The organism is Leisingera sp. ANG1, from assembly GCF_000203975.2.
GTDB lineage: Bacteria > Pseudomonadota > Alphaproteobacteria > Rhodobacterales > Rhodobacteraceae > Leisingera.
The window spans coordinates 401,393-423,841 of record NZ_AFCF02000003.1; the positions used below are offsets into that span (position 1 = coordinate 401,393).

The following is a 22,449-nucleotide window of genomic DNA, read 5'->3' on the forward strand; positions in this document are numbered from 1 at the left end:
AGGAAAACACACATGGAATTCGGTATTTGCTTCAAGGGCTTCGTTGAGCCCGAACGCGCCCGCGCGCTGGTCCGCCAGGCCGAGAACGCAGGCTTCACCTACTGCTGGTTCTACGACAGCCACATCCTGTGGCGCGAAAGCTTCGTCGCCATGGCGATGTGCATGGAGCACACCACCAACATGCGCTTCGGCCCGCTGGTGACCAACCCGAACTCGCGCGAGTGGTCGGTGGCGGCCTCGCTGTTCGGCTCGCTGGCGAAACAGTCCGGCGGCCGTTTCGACATCGGTCTCGGCCGCGGCGACAGCGCCGTGCGGGTGATGGGCAAGAAGCCCTCGACCATCAAGCGGATGGAAGAGTTCACCCACGTGGTCAAATCGCTGATCCGCGGCGAGGAAGTGCAGTACGGCGAATGCCCCGAGCCGGTGAAATTCCCCTGGGCGCAGGGCTATGAGCTGCCGGTCTGGATCGGCGCCTACGGCCCCAAGGCGCTGGCCTCAGCCGGCAAGGTCGGCGACGGCGTGGTGCTGCAGATCGCCGAGCCCAAGATCATCAAATGGCTGGCCGATCAGGCCAAGGCCGGCGGTGAGGCTGAAGGCCGCGACATGTCAAACTACCGCGTCATGGCCGCAGCGCCCGCCCACACCGGCCCAATCGAGGAAGGCATCGAGAAGACCAAGTGGTTCCCTGCCATGGTCGGCAACCACGTCGCTGACATCGTCGAGAAATACGGCACCGGCGGCGATCATGTCCCGACCAGCCTGACCGACTACATCAAGAACCGCAAAGGCTACGACTATTCCAAGCACGGCCAGAGCGATAACCCCTATCTCGACTTCATCACCGAGGACATCGTCAAGAGCTTCTGCGTGCTCGGCACCCCGGATGAGCATATCGCCAAGATCCGCGATCTGGAGGCCGCTGGCACCACCCAGTTCAACATCTATCTGGACAGCGGCGACGAGGAGAAGATCATCGCCGATTACGGCGATCACATCATCCCGGCCTTCCGGGAGGACGGTTCCGTATCCTCCCCGATGTTGGCTGCCTCCTAAGGGCTGACGCCAGCCATCTCCCCTGACGGCACAGCCTTCCGGCGGGCAGCCTCCCCTGCCCGCCGGTTTTTGCTGCCCGCAGCCGCCGTCGGACCGCCCGCCGGACCGCCCGCTGGCCTTCCCCCCCGAGTTGTGCCAAGACAGCGCCGAGTCGGATTGATATGAAATGGCGGATTCCGCATGGCGCGCATGGCATCAGAGAAACCGAAGACCAAGATCCAGCGTCAGAAAACAGAACAAATCATGGCCGCGGCGCTTGAAGTCTTCTCCCGTCATGGTTCTTCCGGCGCATCTATCAACATGATTGCCAAAACAGCAGGGCTGACTACTCCCAACCTGCTTTATTACTTTGAAAGCAAGGACGCGATCCGGCGGGAGCTTATGGGCCGAACACTGCAGCTGTGGATGGCACCGTTGAGCATGCTGAGCCCGCACGGCGAACCTATTGATGAAATCTGCGAATACATCCGGCGAAAATTGGACGTGTCACGAAGCTTCCCCAAGGAAAGCAAGTTCTTTGCCAATGAGGTCCTGAGCGGGCTGCCGCGTTCCCGCAGCGAAATCTTTGGCCCTCTCAAAGAGCTCTACAGCGCAAAAATCCTGCTGCTGGAAGAATGGATGAATGACGGAAAGATTGCATCTGTGGATCCGCATCACCTTCTGTTTTCGATTTGGGCAACCACGCAGCACTATGCCGACTTCGACGTACAAATCGCGGAAATTGCTCCCAGCAAGGCGGAAGACAGATATGTTGAGGCTGAAGCATTTCTCTTAGAAATGTACAAAAAATTACTCGCCGTTTAAGGTGCGAGTTTAGCTGAGCTATATTTTCAGCAGGCCACTCCCGAAGATATACAAGGAACAGGGTGTTAAACCTCTGAACTGTACAGGATTCAAAAAACAAGCGCGAATTGCGGCGGCATAGCCGGGCCAATGGTAATTGCCTTAAGCACGGTCTGCGCTGCTTGGTTCGCAGTGTCCTCACCGGCTGCATGAACACATACGAACACCGTGCCCTCCTCAACGGGATACCTACGCCACCCGGATGCTGAACAATGGTATGAGGCTAGAGGAGGTATCCCACCTTCTCGGACACGCCACTGTGACCCAGACACAGAAGTACGCCAAGTTCGCCAAAAGGGATGTCGCGGACAGGGCGAGGGAGATCATGAATGGAAGCTGAAATTCCAGCAGCCCCGAAATTGGCCCTTGTATGGACCTACTATATACGGCCCAAGGTCAAAGACGCTACTTACTAACTGATTTTAAAGGAGAAAATGGCGATCCCTGAAGGACTCGAACCCTCAACCTGCTGATTAGAAGTCAGCTGCTCTATCCAGTTGAGCTAAGGGACCGCTCTGCGCCAGTTATGACAGGCTGCCCCCGGGGGTCAAGCCGCGGCGCGCAGATCCAGATGCATAAAGACCGACCACGGATCCTCGGCATAATCCGCAAACGGCGGGCAAGGGGCAAAGCCAAAGGATTCGTACAAACGCCGCGAGGGCAGGAAATCCTCGGTGGAGCCGGTCTCGAGGTAGACCGCGACCGCATGGCTGCGGCGGGCAAGCTCCAGCAGGAAGGCCAGCATGGCACGGCCTGCGCCACTGCCGCGGGCCCCTGCCAGTGTGTGCATCGACTTCAGCTCGCGGGTGCCATCGCCCAGGTCCTTGAGCGCCCCCATGGCAAGCGCCTGGCCGTCCCGTCGCAGCAGGAAGAATTGCACCTCCGGCCCCTCCAGACCGCTGGCGTCCATGGCATGGCAGCTTTCCTCGGGCGATTGCGCTGCCATCTGCGCCAGATGGCGGCGGATCAGGGCGGCAGCCTCCGGATCAGAGGGGCGGGCGGCGGCGATGTCAAAGGCTGTGTCGGTCATCGTCAAAGTCCATCGGGCGGGTTGCCCTAAGGTATTGCCCGGCCAGCGGCGGATGGCAATCGCGCAGGCGCTCTTATGCACCCCCAACGCAGGTGATGCCTGATTTTTAGGCAAGGCCGGGGATGTCAGCGGTAGAGGCTGCACCAGATGGCCATCAGGGTACGGGCAGCTTCCGGCGGCAATACCAGGAGCAGCAAGGCGCCGCCGTCGGAGGCCGCGAGGATGTGCAGTTGCGGCGTGACCGGCAGCAGCAGGCAGTCCGGTTTTGGCACAGGCATCCGGGCAGAGGCGGGGCGGGCCGATTTGGAGGTGAGCGCCTTTCGTACCGCATCCAGTCGGGTGAGCAGCGCGTCCGAGCCGCCCGCCTGCGTCTGTGCGCTGTGTCGCGGGCAGTGAAGCCATGCAACAGCCTGCACTTCGGCTTGGGCGCGAAACTTGTCCAGCCGGCTGCTGCTGCCCCCTGCGGTCAGGGCGGCGGCCAAGGTCCCTGCGGTGCAGCTGCCCGCACCTTGCGGCACGGCGCAAGGCCGGCGGCGAAAACTGAAAGCCTGATCCCGGGCCTGAGCATCCAGTTGCCGCAGGCGGGCAGCAAAGAGCTGGGCTGCGGCTTCCGGATCCTCGGCAGCAGTGGAGGGGTCCGTGCAGCCGTTCAGGCGGATGCCTGCAAGCCTCCGATGCACCACAGTGAGGACCGCGGCGGGCTGCTGGCGGATGTAAAGGATGATTTCGCGCGGCAGCACGGTATCGCGGATTTCGCGCAGCACTGCGGCGCCGAGACTGTCTGTCGCCTCTGCACCGGCAGTGCCGCCGGGTTGCGCCAGCCGGACCAGCGCCTGCTGCAGGGCTGAGGCGGCGGCACTGCCAGGCCGCGGGGGGCGCTGCGCGGGAGTCGCCATCACATACCGCCTTTCTGGCGCGCGAGCAGCTGCCGGGCCGGGGCCGCCAACCGGGCGGCGGCCTCTGCGTCGTCGCAGATACACAGCACAGCATCGCCGGAGCCGCCACCAGCGCGCAGGAACAGGCGAGCCTCGCCCGGGGCGAGCAGCAGAACGTCATCCGCGGGCGTATTGGCGGCGCCGCCGGCCTGAACTGCTGCATCCAATGCCAGGAAGCCGCGGCGGGCCTGCTGGCAAAGGTCGTCGAGATATTCCTGCGGATGGCCGCCATCGCTGCTGCTGCGCAGGACAATGCTGGCGCCGAGGTCGCCAAAGGCGGCCAGGCGGCAGCCGGGTTCAAAATGGCGCAGGGCGTCGAGCTGGCGGGCAAGGGTCATGGCCTATCCCAGCCGCGCGGTGGTGCATCAAATCGAGCAGGTGCTGGCAGCATGGCGGCGTCAGTCTCCGTCAGTGGGGGGTTCGGGGCGCTGGCTGCGCCGGGAGGGGGCAGAGACCCGGCGCGGCATCACCCGGGGGCCCTCATTGGCGGCGGCCGCCTGAAGCTGCGGCTGTGCCTGAGGGTCCGCCTGGGGGCTGCTATCGCGCATCCCGCCGATGTCCAGCACCTCTGCCCGCAGCTGCTGGTCCGGCTGCAGCGCCTCCGTGGCAGTGGCAGGCTTCAACGCAGGGCGGGGACGGTGCGGCTGCGCCCAGTTCAAGAGCAGGTCGACCAGGTATTCGATGAACCCGTCAGCGCCGCTGGTCTTCCAGGCCTCCATATCCTCGCCCGCGGCCAGCGCCTGGCTGAGCGACAGCGGGAACACCGCATTGAAGCCATCGCCGGTTTCCTTCTGTACCCGGCGCAGCACCCGGTCACGGTCGCGCGGGGTCTTGAGCTTGTCGAAATGGGTAATCAGCAGGGTGCTGGGGGCGTCGAGCCGGGCAGAGATTTCCTCCCATACCGCCGCTTCTGACTGGCGCCAGGCCTGGGTGGCATGGGTGCACCAGATCACGCTGTCCACCTCCGGCAGCAGGTTCTGCCAAACGCTGGCGGGCATGTTGGGGTCGGAGATCCCGGGCATGTCGATCAGATCGCAGAGCTCCAGCGCCTCGGCCGACAGAGTCAGGCGGATCAGTGCGGTGGTTTCCAGCGGCACATCGTCCAGATCCTCCAGCCGCACGGGGGTCTCGCTGCCGTCGGTGCCGGTCAGGCAGGCGCCCTCCGCCCCGTGAGAGATCCAGACCGGCGGCAGGCGGGTGGCGGTGACGCGGGTGGGCAGCGGCTGCTGGCCCACCAGCAGATTGGTGAGAGTGCTTTTGCCGGCGCTGAATTCGCCCATCAGCGCCAGCCGCGGCTTGCGGGCCGGGGCGGGTTCGGGAGGCAGCGGCGCCGGGGCGTGCTGGGCAGTCTGATACGTCATGCGGTGAAACTCCTGAGTGTTTCCAAGGCAGTAGTCGTCTGAGTCTGCTGATAGCGGGCCTCGTCGCCCGCAAACAGCGCCTGCATGTCGCCGCCGCCGCGGCGGCAATCGGCGATCTCGAGCAGGATGTCACGCTGGCCGTCGAAGAAGCCCTGCAGCCGCGCGAGGACAGCGGCGCGGACGTCGGCGGTCTGCACTGTCTTGAGCTGGGTCATGAAATCCTCGGTCTCGCCTTCGATCAGGCTGCGGAACTGTTTGGCAAAGGCCTTGTAGCCGCGGGTGCGGCGCCACCAGGAAGCCCACCAGCTGTCGTTGAAATCCAGCGCGATTGACTGAGCCAGCGCCACCGGGGAGGCAGGCTGGGGCACGTCGGGTACTGCCAGCTGGATGCCCTCCACTGCCGGGCCGAAACCGTCATAGAGCAGCTCCGCCACATCCTGCACCGCAGCCTCGTAGCGATTCTGCGCAGCAGATTGCAGACGGCTGGTCATCACCGAGTAGGCAGAGCGCAACAGCATCCGCAGCCCGGCTGGGTCGTATTCCCAGTGGCAATCCTCGCCCCATTTTTCCAAATGGTCGATCAGCGCGTGGGTGGCACGGTCGGTGAAGGTGGCATGGGCCCGGTCGGCGCGGTCGCGGAAAGCATTGAGCACCTGGCCGGCCTCTGCGTCCATTGCCTCCAGATGGGTCTGGCAGATGTCTTCGAAGGCGGTGCGGACGTCGTGCATATTGGCACCGCCTGTGCTGCCTTCACCCTGCACCAGGATTGCATTGGCAGCCTGCTGGCCTGTGGCGGCTGTGGTGGCGGTGGCGGCAATGCGCTGCAACAGCGGCGTGCCCAGGTCGGCAACGATGCGCTCGGACACGGCGCGGTTCAGGGCCGGGAGGCCTGACAGCTCCCACACCATGTTTTGGGGGGTGGCTTTAGCGTGGGAGGCATTGACCGAGGCCTCGGCCCAATTCAGCAGCGCGGCAGAGCTGGACGGGTCCATATCCTCCAGCCCGCCGGTCAGCACCTGGTTGGCCCAGTAAGCACTGCCGAAGATGATCTCGGCCTCCTGCGGCCCATGGTGGGTTTCCAGCGTCTGGCGGATGCTGGCCTCGATCTCGGCAATCTGGTTTGCCGGATCGGCCAGCTCATCAATGCGGTTGACAAAAATCACCACCTCACGCGACTTGAGGTTGGAGATCATCCGGATCAGCCCCATGTCGACAGAGGTCAGCGCCTGTCCCGCCGACAGCACCACCACGCAGATGCGGCTGTCGCGGATCGCCTGGATGGTGATCTGTTCGCGCATCATGAAGGTGTCGTTGACGCCCGGCGTGTCGCGCAGGCACAGCCGGTGCGGCACCGAGCGGCTGTTGAGGAACAGATCGGCGGCGCGGGTGATGTCGGCAAAGCGGCCCTGTTCGTCCACCGTGCCCGGCTCCTCGTCGCCGAAGTCATCACCCAGGCAGATGTAGCGTTCGATCAGGTTCTTGTCGAAATAGCCATAGTCGTGCTTCTGCCCCATCAAAAGTTCGAACTTGCGGCCCAGACGCTGGCGGGAGCGGTCGCGCATTTCCTCTATCTGGGTGCGGATTTTCTGCAGTTCGCTATCCGCGCCGGCGCGGCCAGCCATTTCGCCGATGCGGCCGCCCTTGGTGGTCAGCCGGTCCCACTCATCTTCGGTCATGAACTGGAAACAGGCCTTGTTCCCGGTGCGGGTCTCGCCCGGCTCCAGGTGCAGCGAGGTCACAACCGAGGTCCAGGGGTTCACGTCTGACGGCAGCAGGTCGGCCCAGCCGGCCATCGCATTGACCAGCGAGGTCTTGCCGGATTTCACCTGCCCCAGCAGAGTGACGCTGGGCTCGAAGGTTCCCAGTTCCTCCTGCAAGCGGGTCAGGCTGCGCTTCACCCGTTCACCCGACACGCCGAGCAGGGTAGTCAGCGCGCCATCGAGCCGCCGCGCCTTGCGGGCGAAATCCGCCAGCGGCTCCAGCCCGGCGCCGAGGTTGGTGGGGCGGGCGGAGGCGCGGATGTCGGTGGCGCTCTCGATCTGGTTTTCCATGTTCATGGCGGGGCCTGTATTTCGTGTCCTGCTTCGGAGTTTTGGTCTGCTGCCCGGCACGCGGGTCTCGGGGTTTTGCGCCCCTATCCGGGCGGCTCTACCATCAGTTCCTTCTTCAGCTGGATCAGCAGCGTCACCGCATCGACCGCCGCGTCCTCGTCCTGTTCCAGCTGGCACAGCATCAGCATTTCCTCGCCGTCCTGCGCGGCCTCGCGGGCAGCCTCCACCGCGGCGCTGGCGGGCATAGCGTCGAGCGATTGGGACAGGCTGCGGATCATCTCCATGCATTGCGCCAGGACCGGGGCGGCCTGCGGGCCGCCGGCGGCTTCGGCTTCGGCCAGCATCGCCTCGGCGCCGGTTTGCAGCTGATCCAGCGCAGCGGCCAGGCTGGCAGCCTGCGGTGCGGCGGCAGCCGCCGGCGCCGGAACAGCAGGCGCAGTCTCAGCTGGCAGGGTGCCGCCGAACTGGCGGATCAGCAGCTCTGCCTGATCAACGTCAGAGGCGCGGCCCTGGTCGACCTGGCGCTGGATATCCTCGCTCAGCTGCCTGCCTCCGCTGGAACGCCACAGCCCGTCCTGCGGGGCCCCGGCGGTGCGGGCGGTCAGCCCCTGGATCGCGGCAACCGGGTAGACGCCCAGAAACTCCTCTGCCGCCACCGGCTCCAGCGTTTCGATCAAGGCAGGCAGGGTGCCGCGCATCACCAGACGGTCGGCCATGGTGAGCACGAGGAAACTGTGATCCTTGGTGCTGTCCGGCACCGCGGCCCAGAGCGCCTGTTCACCTGCGGTGAATTCCTGGCTGCACCACAGGATGATGTCGGCGCTGGCGGCGGCCTGCTGCAGCATGTCTTGCCGCTCGGATTGCGGACCTGCCAGCGGCAGTTCGCGGTAGCTGTGCCAGCGCAGGCGCGGATCGGTCAGAGTTTGGCGCACCCGGCAGGCGTCCTGCGGCAGCTCCATCTGCGCCAGCAAGCCGGACATTTGCAGCCGCTTGCCCGCGGCAGTCTCAATTTCTGCCATTTCCTCGGTGCCATAACAGACATCAACCAGCAGGCCGCCGCCGTTGCGGCCGATCACAACCCGGCCAAGCAGCATGTCGATGAGGGCGGATTTACCGCTGCCGGCAGCCCCTGCAACCGCCACCCGCACCGGCTGGCGCAGGCGCTGCAACAGCTTGCTGCCCCAGCCGCTGACCTCCGTGGGCAGACGGCCCGCGCTGAGGGTCTGTTCCAGCTGGCCTGCCAGCGGGCTTATGTCTCTCTGGGGAAGGCTCACGCGGATGCATCCGTTTTGCTGCGGCCCGCCTCCGGCGCGTCGCGCCAGGAGGATGCGGCCATGAAGGTGACAACCCGTCGGCCTGCACGCTGGCGTGCGGCGGCGGGTTCGGGCGGCTGCTGTTCCGGCGCTGGCGCCGCAGGAGCGTCTGCAACGACAGGTCCAGGCGCCCGCGGGTCGAATGGTTTGATCACGCAAAAAGCCGCGTTGTCCTGCTCCGGCGCGTCCAGCGCCTCCAGCCGCCGCATCAGCGCCGCACCGATGCGGGCGCTTGGGCTGTGGCATTCGGCGGCCAGCACTTCGGCAATCTCCTCCTCTGCCAGGAACAAGAGCCCGTCGCTAGCGGCCAGCACGATGTCGCCGTGTTGCAGCCGCACCGGTGCGCTGCGGCAGTCGACCAGCGGTATATCGGCGCCGGTCAGCACCGAGGTGACGCAGTGGCGGTCCGGGTGGGCAGCGGCCTCAGCCGGATCCAGGCGGCCGCGGGCGACCAGCTTCTCCAGTTCCGCCGCCATCGAATGATCGGCATTGAGGCGGATCAGCGCACCGTCGCGGAACAGATACAGCGGCGAGTCGCCGACCGAAATCCAGTAGAGCCGGTCGCGGAACAGCACCGGCGCCAGCAGGGTGGCACCCATGCCCTGCGCCTGTACCTGCGGCTGGTGGCTGGCATATTCGCCCAGGCACGCGTTGGCGCCGTCGGCCGCGCTGTGCAGCACCGCGCCGATGGCGGGCTCCAGCTGTTCTGGCTCGCCCGTACGCAGCTTCAGCTCCGCAAACACCTCCGTCACTACGATCCTGGCGGCCACATCGCCGGCCGCGTGCCCGCCCATGCCGTCGGCCAGCACCGCAAAGCCGGTGCCGGCGCCAGCCAGGAAATCGGCGGCGACAGCATCTTCCTGACGCTCACGGCGGCCCTGGCTGATGGCCGTTGCAGCGTCGTACTCCAGGTCAGCGGAATGCAGCATTGGAACCTTCACCTTGCTGCGGCTGATCCCAGCCGAAAGAGGCACCGCACAGAGGCACGAACCGCAGGGTGGTTTCGCCGATGCGGATCTCGTCGCCGGCCGCCAGTTCTTCGGTGCTGAGCACCGGACGGCCGTTGCGGCGCACCAGGTTGGCCTTGCCGCCGTGGCCGATGTAAAACGCCTTCTGCTCCGGGTCATAGGCGATGGCGGCGTGGTTGTCGCGCGAGATGCTGTTGTCGCCGAAATCCAGCCGCACGGTCTGATCCTCGCCGCGGCCAATGACCGTCACACCGCTGAACAGAGTAAAGGCAGCACCGCGGCCCGGCCCCTGCACAACCGCCAGCCAGCCGACCGGGAATTGGGTGTAGCCGGGCGCAGCCTCCTCGGTGCTGCGCGCGAACGGGTCGCTGCCGGGCGCCTGGGCCGGGCTGAAACCAAGAAGTCGGGTTTTAACCCGGCCCGCGCGGCTGGCGCCGCGGCCCATCGAGGGCGCGGGCACGTCGATCGGTGCCGCGGCCGCATGCGGATCCTGCGGCTCAGCGGCCTGCGGAGCAGGCGCGGTTTTCTGCGGCGCCTCGGCTGCAGGCGGGGGGGCTGACTGCATCTGAGGTACAGGGGCTGGCTGTGCCTCTGCGGGGGCCGGCGCGGGTGCATCCATTCCGTATTGAGGTTGCGGGGCCGGTTCAGGTAGCAGTTCCGGTTCGGGCTGCACTTCCGGCTGAGGGGCAGATGCGGACTTGCGGTGGAAAACCCGGTAGCTTTCAGGTTGCTCCGCGGCGGGCTCCTGCTGCTGCAGGCGGCTGAAGTCCGGCTCCTCTGCAAAGGCGTCCGGTTCCTCGCCGTCTTCCGCCTCCGCATAAACATCTTCGTTTTCGTCTCCGCCTTCGGCGGCGAAGAGATCATCGGCCTCAGCATACTCCGGGGCGGGGGCAGCTGGGGCCGGGTCCGGGGCGGCATCCTGCGCCTGTTCACGGGCAAAGAAGGCGGCGATGGCGTCGTCCTCCGGCCCTGGCTCGCCCAGACTGTCCAGATACTCCTCCGCGCTGTCCTGCGGCCCGTCCTGACGGGCGCCTTCCGGGCTGTCTTCCTCCAGGAAATCCTCGGGCAGAACATAGTCCTCTCCCGCGGTCTCAGGCTCCGGGTCCAGCTGGAAACCGCGGTCCAGGCTGAAGGGCACGCTGGGCTGCTCCGCCTCAGGTGCGGCAGCGAGGCTGTCAAACGGGTCGCGCGCAGGCGGCTGCACCGGTTCGGCGGCGGGGTGGCCTACGGCTTCCGCCCGCACCCGTTCCCGCTTCTCACCGATGATATCCTTGATGAATTTCATTGCCGTTCCCTTCAGTTCTTAACGGTTGCCGGGGTGCCGTCCTGGAACCCGAAAATTCTGCGCAGGCGGCCTGCGAATGTGGGTTTGTCCGCTTCTGCGCCGCTGTCTGCTGCCGAAGCCGGCGGCTGTTCGGCGGCAGGCGCGTTGCGGCTGCGCCGCGTGCGGGCGTCTTCCTCCGCCAGCCAGGCTTCCAGATCGCTGACCGGCTCGCCAAACAGGTTGACCATCTGGCGGGGGGCTTCTGGCTCAGCGGCGGGCACCGGCTCCTTGCGCGCGGTGCGCGGCTGGCCGGGAGTCAGGCTGGAGTTGGTCGCGGCCACCAGGTCGGCGATGGTTGCGTCCAGAGCGCCATTATCGGCAGGGTCAGGATCTTCGCCCGGCATGCCCGCAGCCTCCGCCACCGGATCCCCGGCATCGCATTCCGCCAGCATCTCTGCCCAGGCGCGGGTGGACTGGAACCGTTCGGCGGGCGGCACCGACATCGCCTGGTCAACAGTGGCCAGCAATGCCGGATCCGCTGCCCAAGGCCCGCCCAGCAGCGGCGGGCAAGGGTCGGGGTTGCCCGCCATCACCGCATTCAGCCGCTGCTGGCTGCCCGCGGGCGGTTCCCCGGTGATCAGGTAATAGAAGGTGGCGCCGAGCGCATAGATATCGCAGGCCGGGCGCTGTGGCAGGTCGGGCTTGTACAGCTCATGCGCCGAATAGCCGTCCTTGACCGCCAGCAGCATCGGCAGTGCGGTATCGTCCTTGGGGGTGCTGCCCGCCGCGGCGCCGAAGTCGATCAGCGTCAGGGTGCCATCCTGGCCCAACAGCAGATTGTCGGGTGAGATGTCGCGGTGCAGAATGCCCAGCTTGTGCACGCAGCCTAGCGCCTCCAGCGCCTGGGTCAGGATCTGCCGCAGCACCGGCGCGGTCAGCCGGTCCGGCTGCTCCTCACGCACGGTCAGCAGGTCGAGCCCGTCGATGAACTCCATCGCGATATAGGCGGTCTGGTTTTCCTTGAAGACCTGATGCACGCCGACGATGCCGGGATGCTCGGCGCGGGCCAGCAGATGCGCCTCGCGCAGGAAGGCGCGCAGCACGTTGCGGCAGGACTTGGCGTGTTCCGGCGCCGACGGTTCCACCTCCGGCCCGTTACGGCGGCAAAGCCCCGCCGGAAAGCATTCCTTGATCACCACCCGCCGCTCCAGGCTGTCGCGCGCCAGATAGGTGATGCCGAAGCCGCCGCTGATCAGCGGGCGCTCAATCTGGTACTGGCCCTGAAGCAGCTTGAAGCCGCAGGGCAGTTCGCAGGTGTGCGCCGGATCGGCGGAAGATAGGTCGTGCGGCACGGCGTCATTTCCTCCTGGCAGCTCGGTCCCCGGCCAAAAGGGCGCGGGCGGACCTTAACGCTGCCGGCGGAATGGGGAATGTTCACGGCTCCATTCGGGCAATTGCGGCAGATCCGCCGTATTTTCGCCGCAATCCTCTCAAAAGGGCAGCAAACATTGGGTTAACAGCGCACCGGCTAGTTGCTTTGAAGTTAGTTAAACTGCAGGGCTATCTCCCCCGGCGGAGGCCCGCCGCACAGAACGGGCCGCTCTGGTATCGGCAACAGACCCTCAGGGCCGCGATACAGACCGGACCCCTGCAAACGCACTGGCTGCAGCTGATTCTCCGCAAAAACAACTTGGCAGGAAATTGTGATGGGCTTTGCAGCCAATCACCGGTACAATTGTCGCATGACAATATGGTACCCTGACCCCGCCAGCCTGACCCCGCCCCTTCACGCCAGCCTTACGCAAGCCATTGCCAGGGCCATATCGGACGGCAGGCTCCCCAAGGGCACGCAGCTGCCGACCCACCGCAAAATGGCTGAGGAACTAGGGCTTAGCGTGCACACCGTGAGCAAGGCATATGAGGGGCTGCGCAGGCAGCGCCTGATCGACGGCCAAGTCGGGCGTGGCAGCTATGTTCTGGACCCCGATACGAATAATGACCAGCCGTTTCAGCTGAGTTCGGAACAGGGCGGCGGCTTTGACCTGTCGATCTCGCGGCCACTGTTTTCGCAACAGCACGCGGAGCGGTTCCAGCAGGCCCTGGCGGAACTGCCGGAGGCGCTGGATCCGAGCTACTTCCTGTCGTGCCGTCCGAACGTGGGTCATGACTTGCACCGGGCTGCCGGGGCAGAGTGGCTGAGGATCTGCGGGCTGGAGGTGGCGGCAGAGCGGATCATAATGACCAACGGTGTGAGCCACGGCATGTCGGCGGCGCTGTCGGCGCTGACCCGGCCGGGCGACACGGTGGTGTCGGACAAGATCACCCATCACCTGTTGGTGTCGGGCTGTTCCTATCTGGGGCTGACCCTGGCCGGACTGGAGACGGACAGCGATGGCATTCTGCCGGACGCTCTGGAGCGTTACTGCCGGGAGCAATCGCCCAAAGTGCTGTTTTTGCTGCCGTCTCTGGCCAACTCTACTGCCGGGATGATGCCGGAAGAGCGTCGCAGGGTGCTGGTAGAGATTGCCCGCAAATATGATCTGCACATCATCGAAAACGATGCCTTCGGCCCGGTGGCGGAGGACCGCCCCGTGCCGGTTTCGGCGCTGGCGCCGGAGCGGTCGATTTACCTGACGACCTTCACCAAATGCACGGTGTCGGGGCTGCGCGCCGGTTACCTGGCGGCGCCGGAGCATCTTCTTCCTGCGCTGACCGGGCGGATTGTCGTGTTCGGCTGGATGGCGACACCCCTGATGTGCGAGCTGGCCACCCGCTGGGTGCAGGACGGCACCGCGCTGGAGCTGGCCCAGTGGCAGCGCCGGGCTCTGGCGGAGCGGTATGCCATTGCCGAAGAGGTGTTGCAGGGCTGGGATTGGCAGGGGCATCCGTCGGCGCTGCACCTGTGGCTGCCGCTGACCGCGGGCTGGACCACCGCCAGCTTTGTCTCTTACGCGCAGGAGCTGAAAGTGGCGGTCGCCCCGGATGCGCCGTTCCTGACGCCCAAAACCCCACCGCAGAACGCGGTGCGGGTGTCGCTGGGCAGCGTGCAGGATCAGGACCGCTTCCGCCAAGCGCTGGAGCTGATCGCCGGAATGCTGGGCCGCCCGCCGGAAGGGGTCGCGCCCTTCACATATTGATTGTCCTGCAACAATAAAAAAATTGACATGCAGTACAATTCCTCTCAAGTCTGTCGCAGCGGTGCTCAGGCACCGGTGAGACTTGGGAGGAAATCATGGCTCAGACAGTCACATTCAGCTTCGCCGCCCTGGCGGCGGCGGGCATTGCCCTGGCGGGCAGCGCGGCGCAGGCGGACACCTGGCGGTATGCCTTTGAGGAGGCGATGACCGATGTGCAGGGCGTCTATGCGCAGAAGTTCAAGGAAGAGATCGAGGCGCACTCGGATCACGAGATCCAGCTGTTCCCCTATGGCACCCTAGGCGAATCCGCCGACATCATGGAGCAGACCCAGGACGGCATCCTGCAGTTCGTCGACCAATCGCCGGGCTTTACCGGCTCCTTGATCCCTGAGGCACAGGTGTTCTTTGTGCCCTATCTGCTGCCGACCGATCAGGACCACCTGGCGCGCTTCTACAAGGAGAGCAAGGCGATCAACGGTATGTTCAAGCCGCTTTATGCCGATCAGGGGCTGGAGCTGTTGAACATGTTCCCCGAGGGCGAGGTGGCGATGACCACCAAGACGCCGGTGACCACCTGCACCGATCTGGACGAGGTGAAGTTCCGGGTGATGACCAACCCGCTGCTGGTCGAAAGCTACAAGGCCTTTGGCGCCACCCCGACGCCGCTGCCATGGGGCGAGGTGTACGGCGGTCTGCAGACCAATGTGATCCAGGGCCAGGAGAACCCGACGTTCTTCCTCTACTCGACCAAGATCTACGAGGTCACCGATTACATCACCTATGCCGGCCACAACAATTTCACCACCGCAGTGATGGCCAACAAGGACTTCTACGACGGCCTCTCCCCCGAGGATCAGCAGCTGGTGCAGGATGCGGCCACGGCAGCCTATGACCACACCGTGGTTTACCAGCAGCAGGCGGCAGAGACCGAGCTGGCGAAGATCATGGAGGCCAAGCCTGAGATGCAGGTGACGGTGCTGACCGATGAGCAGCGCAGCTGCTTCAAGGAGGCCGCGGCAGAGGTTGAAGCCAAGTTCATCGAGATGACCGGCGACAGCGGCGCTGCGATCCTGGAGCAGATGAAAGCGGATCTAGCGGCCACCGCCAACTGAGGCCTTCATTGCAATCGCTGCTGAGCAGGTATTGCCTGCTCAGCGGTGCGCAGACCTCGGGGAGGAAGGAATGCACCAGACACATGACTCCGCGCTGCCCGGTTTCCTGGGTGTGATCGACAGCGCCATCAGCCGCATCGAGTCGTTCCTGCTGGCCGCCGGCGTGCTGCTGATGGCGGCCAATACCGTGGCCAATGTGGTGGGACGCTTTGTGCTGGGAAACTCGATCTTCTTTTCCGAAGAGCTGAACCGGATCCTGATCATCCTGATCACCTTTGCCGGCATCAGCTATGCCGCCCGCAATGCCCGCCACATCCGGATGTCAGCGGTCTATGATCTGCTGCCGCCGCATCTGCGCAAGGTGATGGTGGTGGTGATTTCGCTGGTCACCGCGGGCTTCATGTTTCTGCTGTGCTTTTACGCGGTGAAATACATCGGCGCGCAGGCGTCGCGCGGGCGTGTTCTGCCCGCCCTGCAGATCCCGGTCTGGGTCATCCTGGTCTGGGTGCCTGCGGGCTTCTTCATGACCGGCGCCCAGTACCTGCTGACCGCTGTGCGCAATCTGACGTCCCCCGGCATCTATCTCTCGACCCACGTGCAGGAAGGGTACGAGGACGCAGAAGAAATCGAAATTTGAGGACGGACCCATGGCTGCAACCATTTTTCTGACCATGATTGTCCTGCTCCTGCTGGGCTTTCCGATGATGATCCCGCTGATTGCCGGCGCGTTCATCGGCTTTCTGATGCTGTTCGGCGATCTCGCCCGGACAGAGACCATGGTGCAGCAGATGCTGGCGGGAATCCGGCCTGCTTCGCTGATTGCGGTGCCGATGTTCATCTTTGCCGCCGACATCATGACCCGCGGCCAGTCGGCCGGGCGGCTGATCAATGTCGTGATGGCCTATGTGGGGCATATCCGCGGCGGGCTGGCGATTTCCACCGCCGCCGCCTGCACCATGTTCGGCGCGGTGTCGGGATCGACTCAAGCAACCGTCGTCGCCATCGGCTCGCCCCTGCGGCCGCGGATGCTGCAGGCGGGGTACAAGGACAGCTTTGTGCTGGCCCTGATCGTTAATGCCAGCGACATCGCCTTTCTGATCCCGCCGTCGATCGGCATGATCATCTACGGCGTGGTCTCCAGCACCTCGATTGCCGAGCTGTTCATTGCGGGCATCGGGCCGGGGCTGCTGATCCTGCTGCTGTTCTCCGTCTATGCCTACATCTATGCCGTGCGCAACAATGTACCGGCAGAGCCCAAGGCCAGTTGGAGCGAGCGGCTGAGGACTATGCGGCAGGCGCTGTGGCCGATGGGGTTCCCGGTGATCATCATCGGCGGCATCTACGGCGGCGTGTTCAGCCCGACCGAGGCGGCAGCGGCCTGTGTGCTTTATGCTCTGGTCCTGGAGGTGCTGGTGTTCCGCTCGATGACGCTGGTGGATGTCTATGACACCGCCAAATCCACCGGGCTGATCACTGCCATCGTGTTCATCCTGGTGGGGGCTGGAGCAGCGTTTTCCTGGGTGATTTCCTTCGCACAGGTGCCGCAGCAGATCCTGGGGGCCATCGGCATTGCTGAGATGGGCGCCATCGGGGTGCTGTTTGTGATCTCCATCGCGTTTTTCATCGGCTGCATGTTCGTCGACCCCATCGTGGTGATCCTGGTGCTGGTGCCGGTGTTTGCGCCGGTAGTGAAATCGGTTGGGCTGGACCCGGTGCTGGTCGGCACCATCATCACCCTGCAGGTTGCCATCGGATCGGCCACGCCACCGTTCGGCTGCGATATCTTCACCGCGATTGCCGTGTTCAAGCGCCCCTACGCAGAGGTGGTGCGCGGCACCCCGCCGTTCATTCTGATGCTTTTGGGGGTGTCGGTGGCGCTGATCTTCTTCCCGCAGATTGCGCTGTTCCTGCGCGACCTGGCCTTTGCCAAATAAGGAGGCACGGCGATGTTCACATCCATTCTGGTGCCCTTTGACGGCTCCCAAGGGGCGGAGGCCGCGCTCGCCAAGGCGGCAGAGCTGGCGCAGCTGTGCGGCGCCGCGCTGACCCTGCTGACGGTCTACCGCCACCACTCGCTGCTGGAGGCTTCGATGCATGTGGTGCGCCCGGATCAACCCGAAGATCTGGATGATGTCATGCGCAGCCACGCCCGAGAGGTGGCCGAACGCGGTAAGGCGCTGGCGGCGGAGGGCGGCGTTCAAAACCACCGCGCCTTTGTCAAAGGCGGCCCGGTGGCGCGCACCATCACCGGCTTCGCCGAAGAGCACGGGCATGACCTTATTGTGATCGGCAGCCGCGGGCTTGGCTCCTTGGAGGGCGTCCTGCTGGGCAGTGTCTCACACAAGGTGACGAGCCTGGCGGAAACCCCGGTTCTTATTGTTTAGGAAACAGAAAATGGCTCTTGATATCCATGCCACGCCCTCACGGGTTCCTGCCCGGCTGGACGACCGCCCGGTGCCCAAGCGGATCGCGCTGGTGGCATTGGCGACCGACCACACGTCAGAGCGCGACTTTGCCCGGCTCTGCGACCCGGACCGGGTGGGCGTCTATGTGAACCGCATCAAATTCGAGAACCCGACCACAAAGGAGACGCTGCTGCAGACCGGCCCGCGGCTGGCTGAGGCGGCGGCGCAGATCCTGCCGGGGGAAGAGGTGGATGTGGTGGCTTACGGCTGCACCGCGGCCTCCATCGTCTTGGGCAACGATGCAGTGACTCGGTATCTGAACGCGGCCAAGCCGGACACGCCTTGCGTCACCCCCAGCTCTGCCGCGTTTGATGCGTTTGCCGCGCTGGGGGCCAAGCGGGTGTCACTGCTGACCCCCTACAGCCCCGCGGTCACCGAAGAGATGGCACAGTATTTTTCGGCGCACGGGCCGGAGGTGGTGAATGCCGCCTGTTTCGGTCTGACCGACGACCGCCAGATGGCGCGGATCTCCGAGGACAGCATCATCGAGGCGGGGATTGCCGCCTGCGATGCAGGGGCTGATGCGCTGTTTTTGTCCTGCACCGCACTGCGCGCCGCTGCTTGCGTGCAGCGGATCGAGGACCAGCTGGGCAAGCCGGTGGTCAGCTCAAACCAGGCGATGGTCTGGCGCTGTCTGCGGCTGGCCGGGGTAACGGATAAGGTGCCGGGCTACGGCCGGCTGTTTGAACTCTAACAAGACAAGACAGGTTCAATGACTGAGAAAATCACCCTTCAGGACAGCTATCAGGCCCGGGCGCGGATCGCCGCGCGGGTCCGGCGGACGGCGATGGCGCCCTCACCCGTGCTGAGCGCACGGAGCGGCGGGCAGGTCTCGCTGAAGCTGGAAAGCAGCCAGATCACCGGCAGTTTCAAGCTGCGAGGAGCAACCAATGCGGTGCTGGCCCTGAGCGAAGAGCAGCGCGCGGCGGGAGTGGTTGGCGTCTCCACCGGCAACCACGGGCGCGGGCTGGCCTATGCGGCGGCGCAGGCCGGGGTGCGCTGCATTATCTGCATGTCGGAACTGGTGCCGCAGAACAAGGTCGAGGGCATCAAGTCCCACGGCGCCGAGGTTAGGATCATAGGCCGCTCGCAGGATGATGCGCAGGTCGAAGTCGACAAGCTGGTGGCCGGGGGCATGACCATGCTGCCGCCGTTCGACCACCGCGATATCATTGCCGGGCAAAGCACCGTGGCGCTGGAAATGCTGGAGCAGGCGCCGGATCTGGAGACGGTGCTGGTGCCCTTGTCGGGCGGCGGGCTGATTTCCGGCGTGGCGATGGTGATGAAGGCGGTGAACCCGGCGATCCGGGTGATCGGTGTCAGCATGGAGCGCGGCGCTGCGATGCACGCCAGCCTGCAGGCCGGCAGGCCGGTGCAGGTTGAGGAGCTGCCGACGCTGGCAGATTCGCTCGGTGGCGGGATCGGGCTGGAAAATGCCTATACCTTTGAAATGACAAAGGCATTCGTCGATGATGTGGTGCTGCTCTCCGAGACGGAAATCGCGGCCGCCATCCGCCATGCCTATTTCGAGGAGCGGCTGGTGATCGAGGGCTCCGGCAGTGTTGGTATTGCGGCGCTGCTGGCGGGCAAGATAGGCAATCCAGGGCGCTGTGCGGTGCTGGTGAGCGGCCAGAACATCGCCATGGACCTGCACAAGCGCATCATCGATGGTGAAGATGTGGATGTGGCGGCGGAGAGCAAGGGAGGCGCGGATGCCTGACATCAAGATCCTGACCGAAGCGGAGCTGCGCGATCTGGTGCCGCTGGACGCGGATGCGGTGGACTGTGTCGAGCAGGGCTTCACCACTCTTGCCGGCGGCAAGGTTGTGATGCCGCCGATCATGACGCTGCCGGTGCCCGATCACAAAGGCGAGGTCTGCGTGAAGACCGCCTATGTGCCGGGGATCGACAGCTTTGCGATGAAGATGAGCCCGGGGTTTTTCGACAACCCCAAGCTGGGCCTGCCCAGCACCACAGGGCTGATGGTGGTGTTCTCCAGCCGGACCGGCCTTTTAGAGGCGCTGCTTCTGGACAATGGCTATCTCACTGATGTGCGCACCGCTGCGGCGGGGGCGGTCGCAGCGCGCCACCTCGCGCGGGCGGATGCGTCCCGCGTCTGCATTATTGGCGCAGGTGTGCAAGCGCGGATGCAGCTGAAAGCGATGACCTTGGTGCGCGGCATTCAAAACGCCGTCATCTGGGCGCGGGAAAGCGCCAAGGCAGAGGCCGCGGCGGCCAGCCTGCGCAGCGAGCTGGGAATTGATGTCACCGCCGCTGCCGACATCGCGCAGGCGGTTGCCGGGGCGGATATTGTCGTCACCACAACCCCAGCAGCCGACCCTGTGGTCCAGGCGGAATGGCTGCGGCCCGGCCAGCTGGTGATCGCCATGGGCTCCGACCAGGAGCACAAATGCGAGCTGGAGCCTGCCTGTCTGACCAAGGCGGACCTCTATGTGCCCGACAGCCAGGCGCAATGCGCCGTCAAGGGCGAGCTGCGCAGCGCCATCGCCGCGGGGCTGATCGCCGGGCACCAGAGTTTTACGGAACTGGGAGCCATCACCTCAGGGCAGGCCCCCGGTCGCCAGTCGGACAACGAACTGATCATTGCCGACCTAACAGGAACCGGTGTGCAGGACACCGCCATCGCAACGCTTGCAGGCTCCCGCGCTGATGCGGCGGGGGCTGGCGCCACTTTCACCAGCTGATCAACCAGGAACCACGCATATGGCAGACCCCAAGCTGTATTTCTCCCGCGCAGAATATCAGGCGCGCCTCGACAAGACCCGGGCCGAAATGTCCCGCCGCGGGCTTGACCTTCTGATCGTCACCGATCCCTCAAACATGAACTGGCTGACCGGCTATGACGGCTGGTCCTTCTATGTGCATCAATGCGTTGTCGTCGGCTTGGACGGTGAGCCGGTCTGGTACGGGCGCGGCCAGGACGCCAATGGCGCCTTGCGCACATGCTGGATGGAGCCTGCAAACATCATCGGCTACCCGGATCACTACGTGCAGTCGACCGAGCGCCACCCGATGGATTACCTGTCGGCGCAACTGAAAGACCGCGGGCTGGACGGCGGCGCGGTCGGCGTTGAGATGGACAATTACTATTTCACCGCCGCGGCCTATGCATCCCTGCAAAAGCACCTGCCGAATGCGCGGTTCGGCGATGCAAACGCGCTGGTAAACTGGCAGCGGGCGGTGAAATCCGAGGCCGAGCTGACCTACATGCGGCAGGCGGGCAAGATTGTGGAGCGGATGCACCAGAGGATCTTTGAGCGTGTCGAACCGGGTATGCGCAAATGCGATCTGGTGGCCGATATCTATGACGCAGGCCTGCGCTATGACGCGGAGCTTGGCTTTGGCGGCGACTACCCGGCGATTGTGCCGCTGCTGCCCTCCGGCTCTGACGCGGCTGCGCCGCATCTGACCTGGGACGACCTGCCGATGAAATCCGGCGAGGGCACGTTTTTCGAGATCGCAGGCGTGGTGCACCGCTACCACTGCCCGCTGTCGCGCACCGTGTTCCTGGGCAAGCCGACGCAGACCTTTCTGGACGCCGAAAAGGCCGTGCTAGAGGGGATGGAGGCCGGGCTGGAAATGGCCAAGGCCGGCAACACCTGCGAGGATATCGCCAAGGCGTTTTTCAAGGTGCTGAAGACATACGGCATCGAAAAGGACAACCGCACCGGCTATCCGATCGGCGTTTCCTACCCGCCGGACTGGGGCGAGCGCACCATGTCGCTGCGCCCGGGTGACACCACGGTCCTAGAGGAGAACATGACCTTCCACTTCATGACCGGCCTCTGGATGGAGGATTGGGGATTTGAGATCACCGAAAGCATCCGCATCGGGGCGAACGGGCCGGAATGCCTGTCCGATGTGCCGCGCAAGATGTTCGTGAAGGACTGAGCCATGAAGCAAAATCCAATTTCCCCCACCATCCCGCTGGACCAGGACGGGGTGCACCACGGCTATCTGAAGCTGCCCTACAGCCGCGATGATTCTGCCTGGGGCTCGGTGATGATCCCTCTGACGGTGATCAAGAACGGCGAGGGGCCGACCGCACTTCTGACAGGTGCCAACCACGGCGACGAATACGAAGGCCCGATTGCGCTTCAGGAACTGGCGGCAACCACGCGGGCGGAGGACATCACCGGCCGGCTGATCATCGTACCGGCCTTTAACTACCCGGCCTTCCGGGCGGGGACCCGCACTTCGCCCATCGACAAGGGCAATATGAACCGGTCGTTCCCGGGCCGCCCGGACGGCACCGTGACAGAGAAGATCGCCGACTACTTCCAGCGCACACTCATGCCGATGGCAGACCTGGCGGTGGATTTCCACTCCGGCGGCAAAACGCTGGATTTCGTACCCTTCGCCGCCGCCCATATCCTTGATGACAAATCCACGCAGGAGGCGTGTTTTGCCGCAATGAAGGCCTTCAATGCGCCCTATTCGGTGGAGCTTTTGGAGATCGACAGCGCCGGCATGTATGACACTGCGGTCGAGGAAATGGGCAAGGTCCTGGTCACAACGGAACTTGGCGGCGGCGGGTCGTCATCTGCGCGTAGCAATGCCATCGCCAAGAAGGGGCTGCGCAATGTGCTGATCCATGCGGGTATTTTGCGTGGCGAAATGCAGCTGGACGAGACCGTGAATCTGACGATGCCGGATGATGACTGCTTCCTGTTCAGCGAAGGCGACGGACTGTTTGAGATCATGGCAGACCTCGGCGAAGCAGTTGCCAAGGGTGATCTCCTAGCCCGCGTCTGGCCTCTGGACCGCACCGGCCAGCCGCCGGTGGAATACCGCGCCCGCCGTGCCGGCCTCCTGATCAGCCGCCACTTCCCCGGGCTGATTAAATCCGGCGACTGCGTTGCGGTTGTCGGCGTCACCGCCGGCTGATAGGCGGAA

Annotated in this window: 22 protein-coding genes and 1 tRNA gene; 13 read left to right on the forward strand and 10 right to left on the reverse strand. The window is 64.7% G+C overall.

What is annotated here, in order from left to right; genetic code table 11:
- The first annotated feature begins 12 nt into the window (after positions 1–12).
- The 3 genes from GC1_RS07950 to GC1_RS23015 all read left to right on the forward strand — a co-directional run bounded on the left by GC1_RS07950 (position 13) and on the right by GC1_RS23015 (position 2,236).
- Positions 13–1,053 (forward strand): TIGR03842 family LLM class F420-dependent oxidoreductase, encoded by a 1,041-nt coding sequence (locus GC1_RS07950; RefSeq protein ID WP_019296524.1) that lies wholly within the window; start codon positions 13–15, stop codon positions 1,051–1,053.
- 180 nt (positions 1,054–1,233) lie between these two features.
- A complete protein-coding gene (locus tag GC1_RS07955; protein WP_019296523.1) occupies positions 1,234–1,857 on the forward strand; it encodes a TetR family transcriptional regulator C-terminal domain-containing protein in 624 nt (207 codons plus the stop codon).
- A 196-nt stretch (positions 1,858–2,053) separates the two neighbouring features.
- Positions 2,054–2,236 (forward strand): tyrosine-type recombinase/integrase, encoded by a 183-nt coding sequence (locus tag GC1_RS23015; protein WP_443136564.1) that lies wholly within the window; start codon positions 2,054–2,056, stop codon positions 2,234–2,236.
- A gap of 95 nt (positions 2,237–2,331) precedes the next feature.
- Here GC1_RS23015 and GC1_RS07960 read toward each other — a convergent pair.
- The 10 genes from GC1_RS07960 to GC1_RS08005 all read right to left on the reverse strand — a co-directional run bounded on the left by GC1_RS07960 (position 2,332) and on the right by GC1_RS08005 (position 12,170).
- Positions 2,332–2,408: transfer RNA gene (locus GC1_RS07960), tRNA-Arg, on the reverse strand.
- Between the two features lie 35 nt (positions 2,409–2,443).
- Entirely contained in the window at positions 2,444–2,926 is a 483-nt protein-coding gene (locus GC1_RS07965; protein WP_019296521.1) for a GNAT family N-acetyltransferase, read from the reverse strand.
- A 125-nt stretch (positions 2,927–3,051) separates the two neighbouring features.
- The gene (locus tag GC1_RS07970; protein ID WP_019296520.1) at positions 3,052–3,822 is read right to left on the reverse strand and encodes a hypothetical protein; all 771 of its coding nucleotides are present in this window, start codon (positions 3,820–3,822) and stop codon (positions 3,052–3,054) included.
- Positions 3,822–4,199, reverse strand: a complete 378-nt coding sequence (locus GC1_RS07975; protein WP_019296519.1) for a hypothetical protein — start codon at positions 4,197–4,199, stop codon at positions 3,822–3,824. The genes GC1_RS07970 and GC1_RS07975 overlap by 1 nt, the downstream gene beginning before the upstream one ends.
- 60 nt (positions 4,200–4,259) lie before the next feature.
- Entirely contained in the window at positions 4,260–5,222 is a 963-nt protein-coding gene (locus GC1_RS07980) for a dynamin family protein (protein ID WP_019296518.1), read from the reverse strand.
- Positions 5,219–7,279 (reverse strand): dynamin family protein, encoded by a 2,061-nt coding sequence (locus GC1_RS07985; protein ID WP_019296517.1) that lies wholly within the window; start codon positions 7,277–7,279, stop codon positions 5,219–5,221. Before GC1_RS07985 ends, GC1_RS07980 begins: the two co-directional genes overlap by 4 nt.
- A gap of 77 nt (positions 7,280–7,356) precedes the next feature.
- The gene (locus GC1_RS07990) at positions 7,357–8,547 is read right to left on the reverse strand and encodes a hypothetical protein (RefSeq protein WP_019296516.1); all 1,191 of its coding nucleotides are present in this window, start codon (positions 8,545–8,547) and stop codon (positions 7,357–7,359) included.
- Positions 8,544–9,515 carry a PP2C family protein-serine/threonine phosphatase gene (locus GC1_RS07995; protein WP_019296515.1) on the reverse strand — a complete coding sequence of 324 codons (972 nt, stop codon included), beginning with the start codon at positions 9,513–9,515 and terminating at the stop codon, positions 8,544–8,546. Before GC1_RS07995 ends, GC1_RS07990 begins: the two co-directional genes overlap by 4 nt.
- Complete coding sequence (locus tag GC1_RS22830) at positions 9,499–10,839, reverse strand: FHA domain-containing protein (RefSeq protein WP_019296514.1); 1,341 nt, start codon at positions 10,837–10,839, stop codon at positions 9,499–9,501. Before GC1_RS22830 ends, GC1_RS07995 begins: the two co-directional genes overlap by 17 nt.
- An 11-nt stretch (positions 10,840–10,850) precedes the next feature.
- A complete protein-coding gene (locus tag GC1_RS08005) occupies positions 10,851–12,170 on the reverse strand; it encodes a serine/threonine protein kinase (RefSeq protein WP_019296513.1) in 1,320 nt (439 codons plus the stop codon).
- A gap of 390 nt (positions 12,171–12,560) precedes the next feature.
- Between GC1_RS08005 and ehuR the strand changes: the two genes are divergently transcribed.
- The 10 genes from ehuR (at position 12,561) to doeB (ending at position 22,440) form a co-directional block, all read left to right on the forward strand.
- Positions 12,561–13,955: a MocR-like ectoine utilization transcription factor EhuR gene (gene ehuR / locus GC1_RS08010; RefSeq protein ID WP_029204841.1), complete on the forward strand. Its 1,395-nt coding sequence runs from the start codon at positions 12,561–12,563 to the stop codon at positions 13,953–13,955.
- Positions 13,956–14,050: 95 nt separating this feature from the next.
- Positions 14,051–15,067, forward strand: a complete 1,017-nt coding sequence (locus GC1_RS08015; RefSeq protein ID WP_019296511.1) for a TRAP transporter substrate-binding protein — start codon at positions 14,051–14,053, stop codon at positions 15,065–15,067.
- A gap of 70 nt (positions 15,068–15,137) precedes the next feature.
- The gene (locus GC1_RS08020; protein ID WP_019296510.1) at positions 15,138–15,704 is read left to right on the forward strand and encodes a TRAP transporter small permease; all 567 of its coding nucleotides are present in this window, start codon (positions 15,138–15,140) and stop codon (positions 15,702–15,704) included.
- A 10-nt stretch (positions 15,705–15,714) separates the two neighbouring features.
- A complete protein-coding gene (locus GC1_RS08025; protein ID WP_019296509.1) occupies positions 15,715–17,001 on the forward strand; it encodes a TRAP transporter large permease in 1,287 nt (428 codons plus the stop codon).
- Between the two features lie 12 nt (positions 17,002–17,013).
- Complete coding sequence (locus GC1_RS08030; RefSeq protein ID WP_019296508.1) at positions 17,014–17,451, forward strand: universal stress protein; 438 nt, start codon at positions 17,014–17,016, stop codon at positions 17,449–17,451.
- Between the two features lie 10 nt (positions 17,452–17,461).
- Positions 17,462–18,226: an ectoine utilization protein EutA gene (gene eutA, locus GC1_RS08035; protein ID WP_019296507.1), complete on the forward strand. Its 765-nt coding sequence runs from the start codon at positions 17,462–17,464 to the stop codon at positions 18,224–18,226.
- Between the two features lie 18 nt (positions 18,227–18,244).
- Complete coding sequence (eutB, locus tag GC1_RS08040; RefSeq protein WP_019296506.1) at positions 18,245–19,252, forward strand: hydroxyectoine utilization dehydratase EutB; 1,008 nt, start codon at positions 18,245–18,247, stop codon at positions 19,250–19,252.
- A complete protein-coding gene (eutC, locus tag GC1_RS08045) occupies positions 19,245–20,237 on the forward strand; it encodes an ectoine utilization protein EutC (protein WP_019296505.1) in 993 nt (330 codons plus the stop codon). Before eutB ends, eutC begins: the two co-directional genes overlap by 8 nt.
- A 19-nt stretch (positions 20,238–20,256) precedes the next feature.
- Positions 20,257–21,444 (forward strand): ectoine hydrolase DoeA, encoded by a 1,188-nt coding sequence (doeA, locus tag GC1_RS08050; protein ID WP_019296504.1) that lies wholly within the window; start codon positions 20,257–20,259, stop codon positions 21,442–21,444.
- 3 nt (positions 21,445–21,447) lie between these two features.
- Complete coding sequence (gene doeB, locus GC1_RS08055; protein WP_019296503.1) at positions 21,448–22,440, forward strand: N(2)-acetyl-L-2,4-diaminobutanoate deacetylase DoeB; 993 nt, start codon at positions 21,448–21,450, stop codon at positions 22,438–22,440.
- Positions 22,441–22,449: the final 9 nt, after the last annotated feature.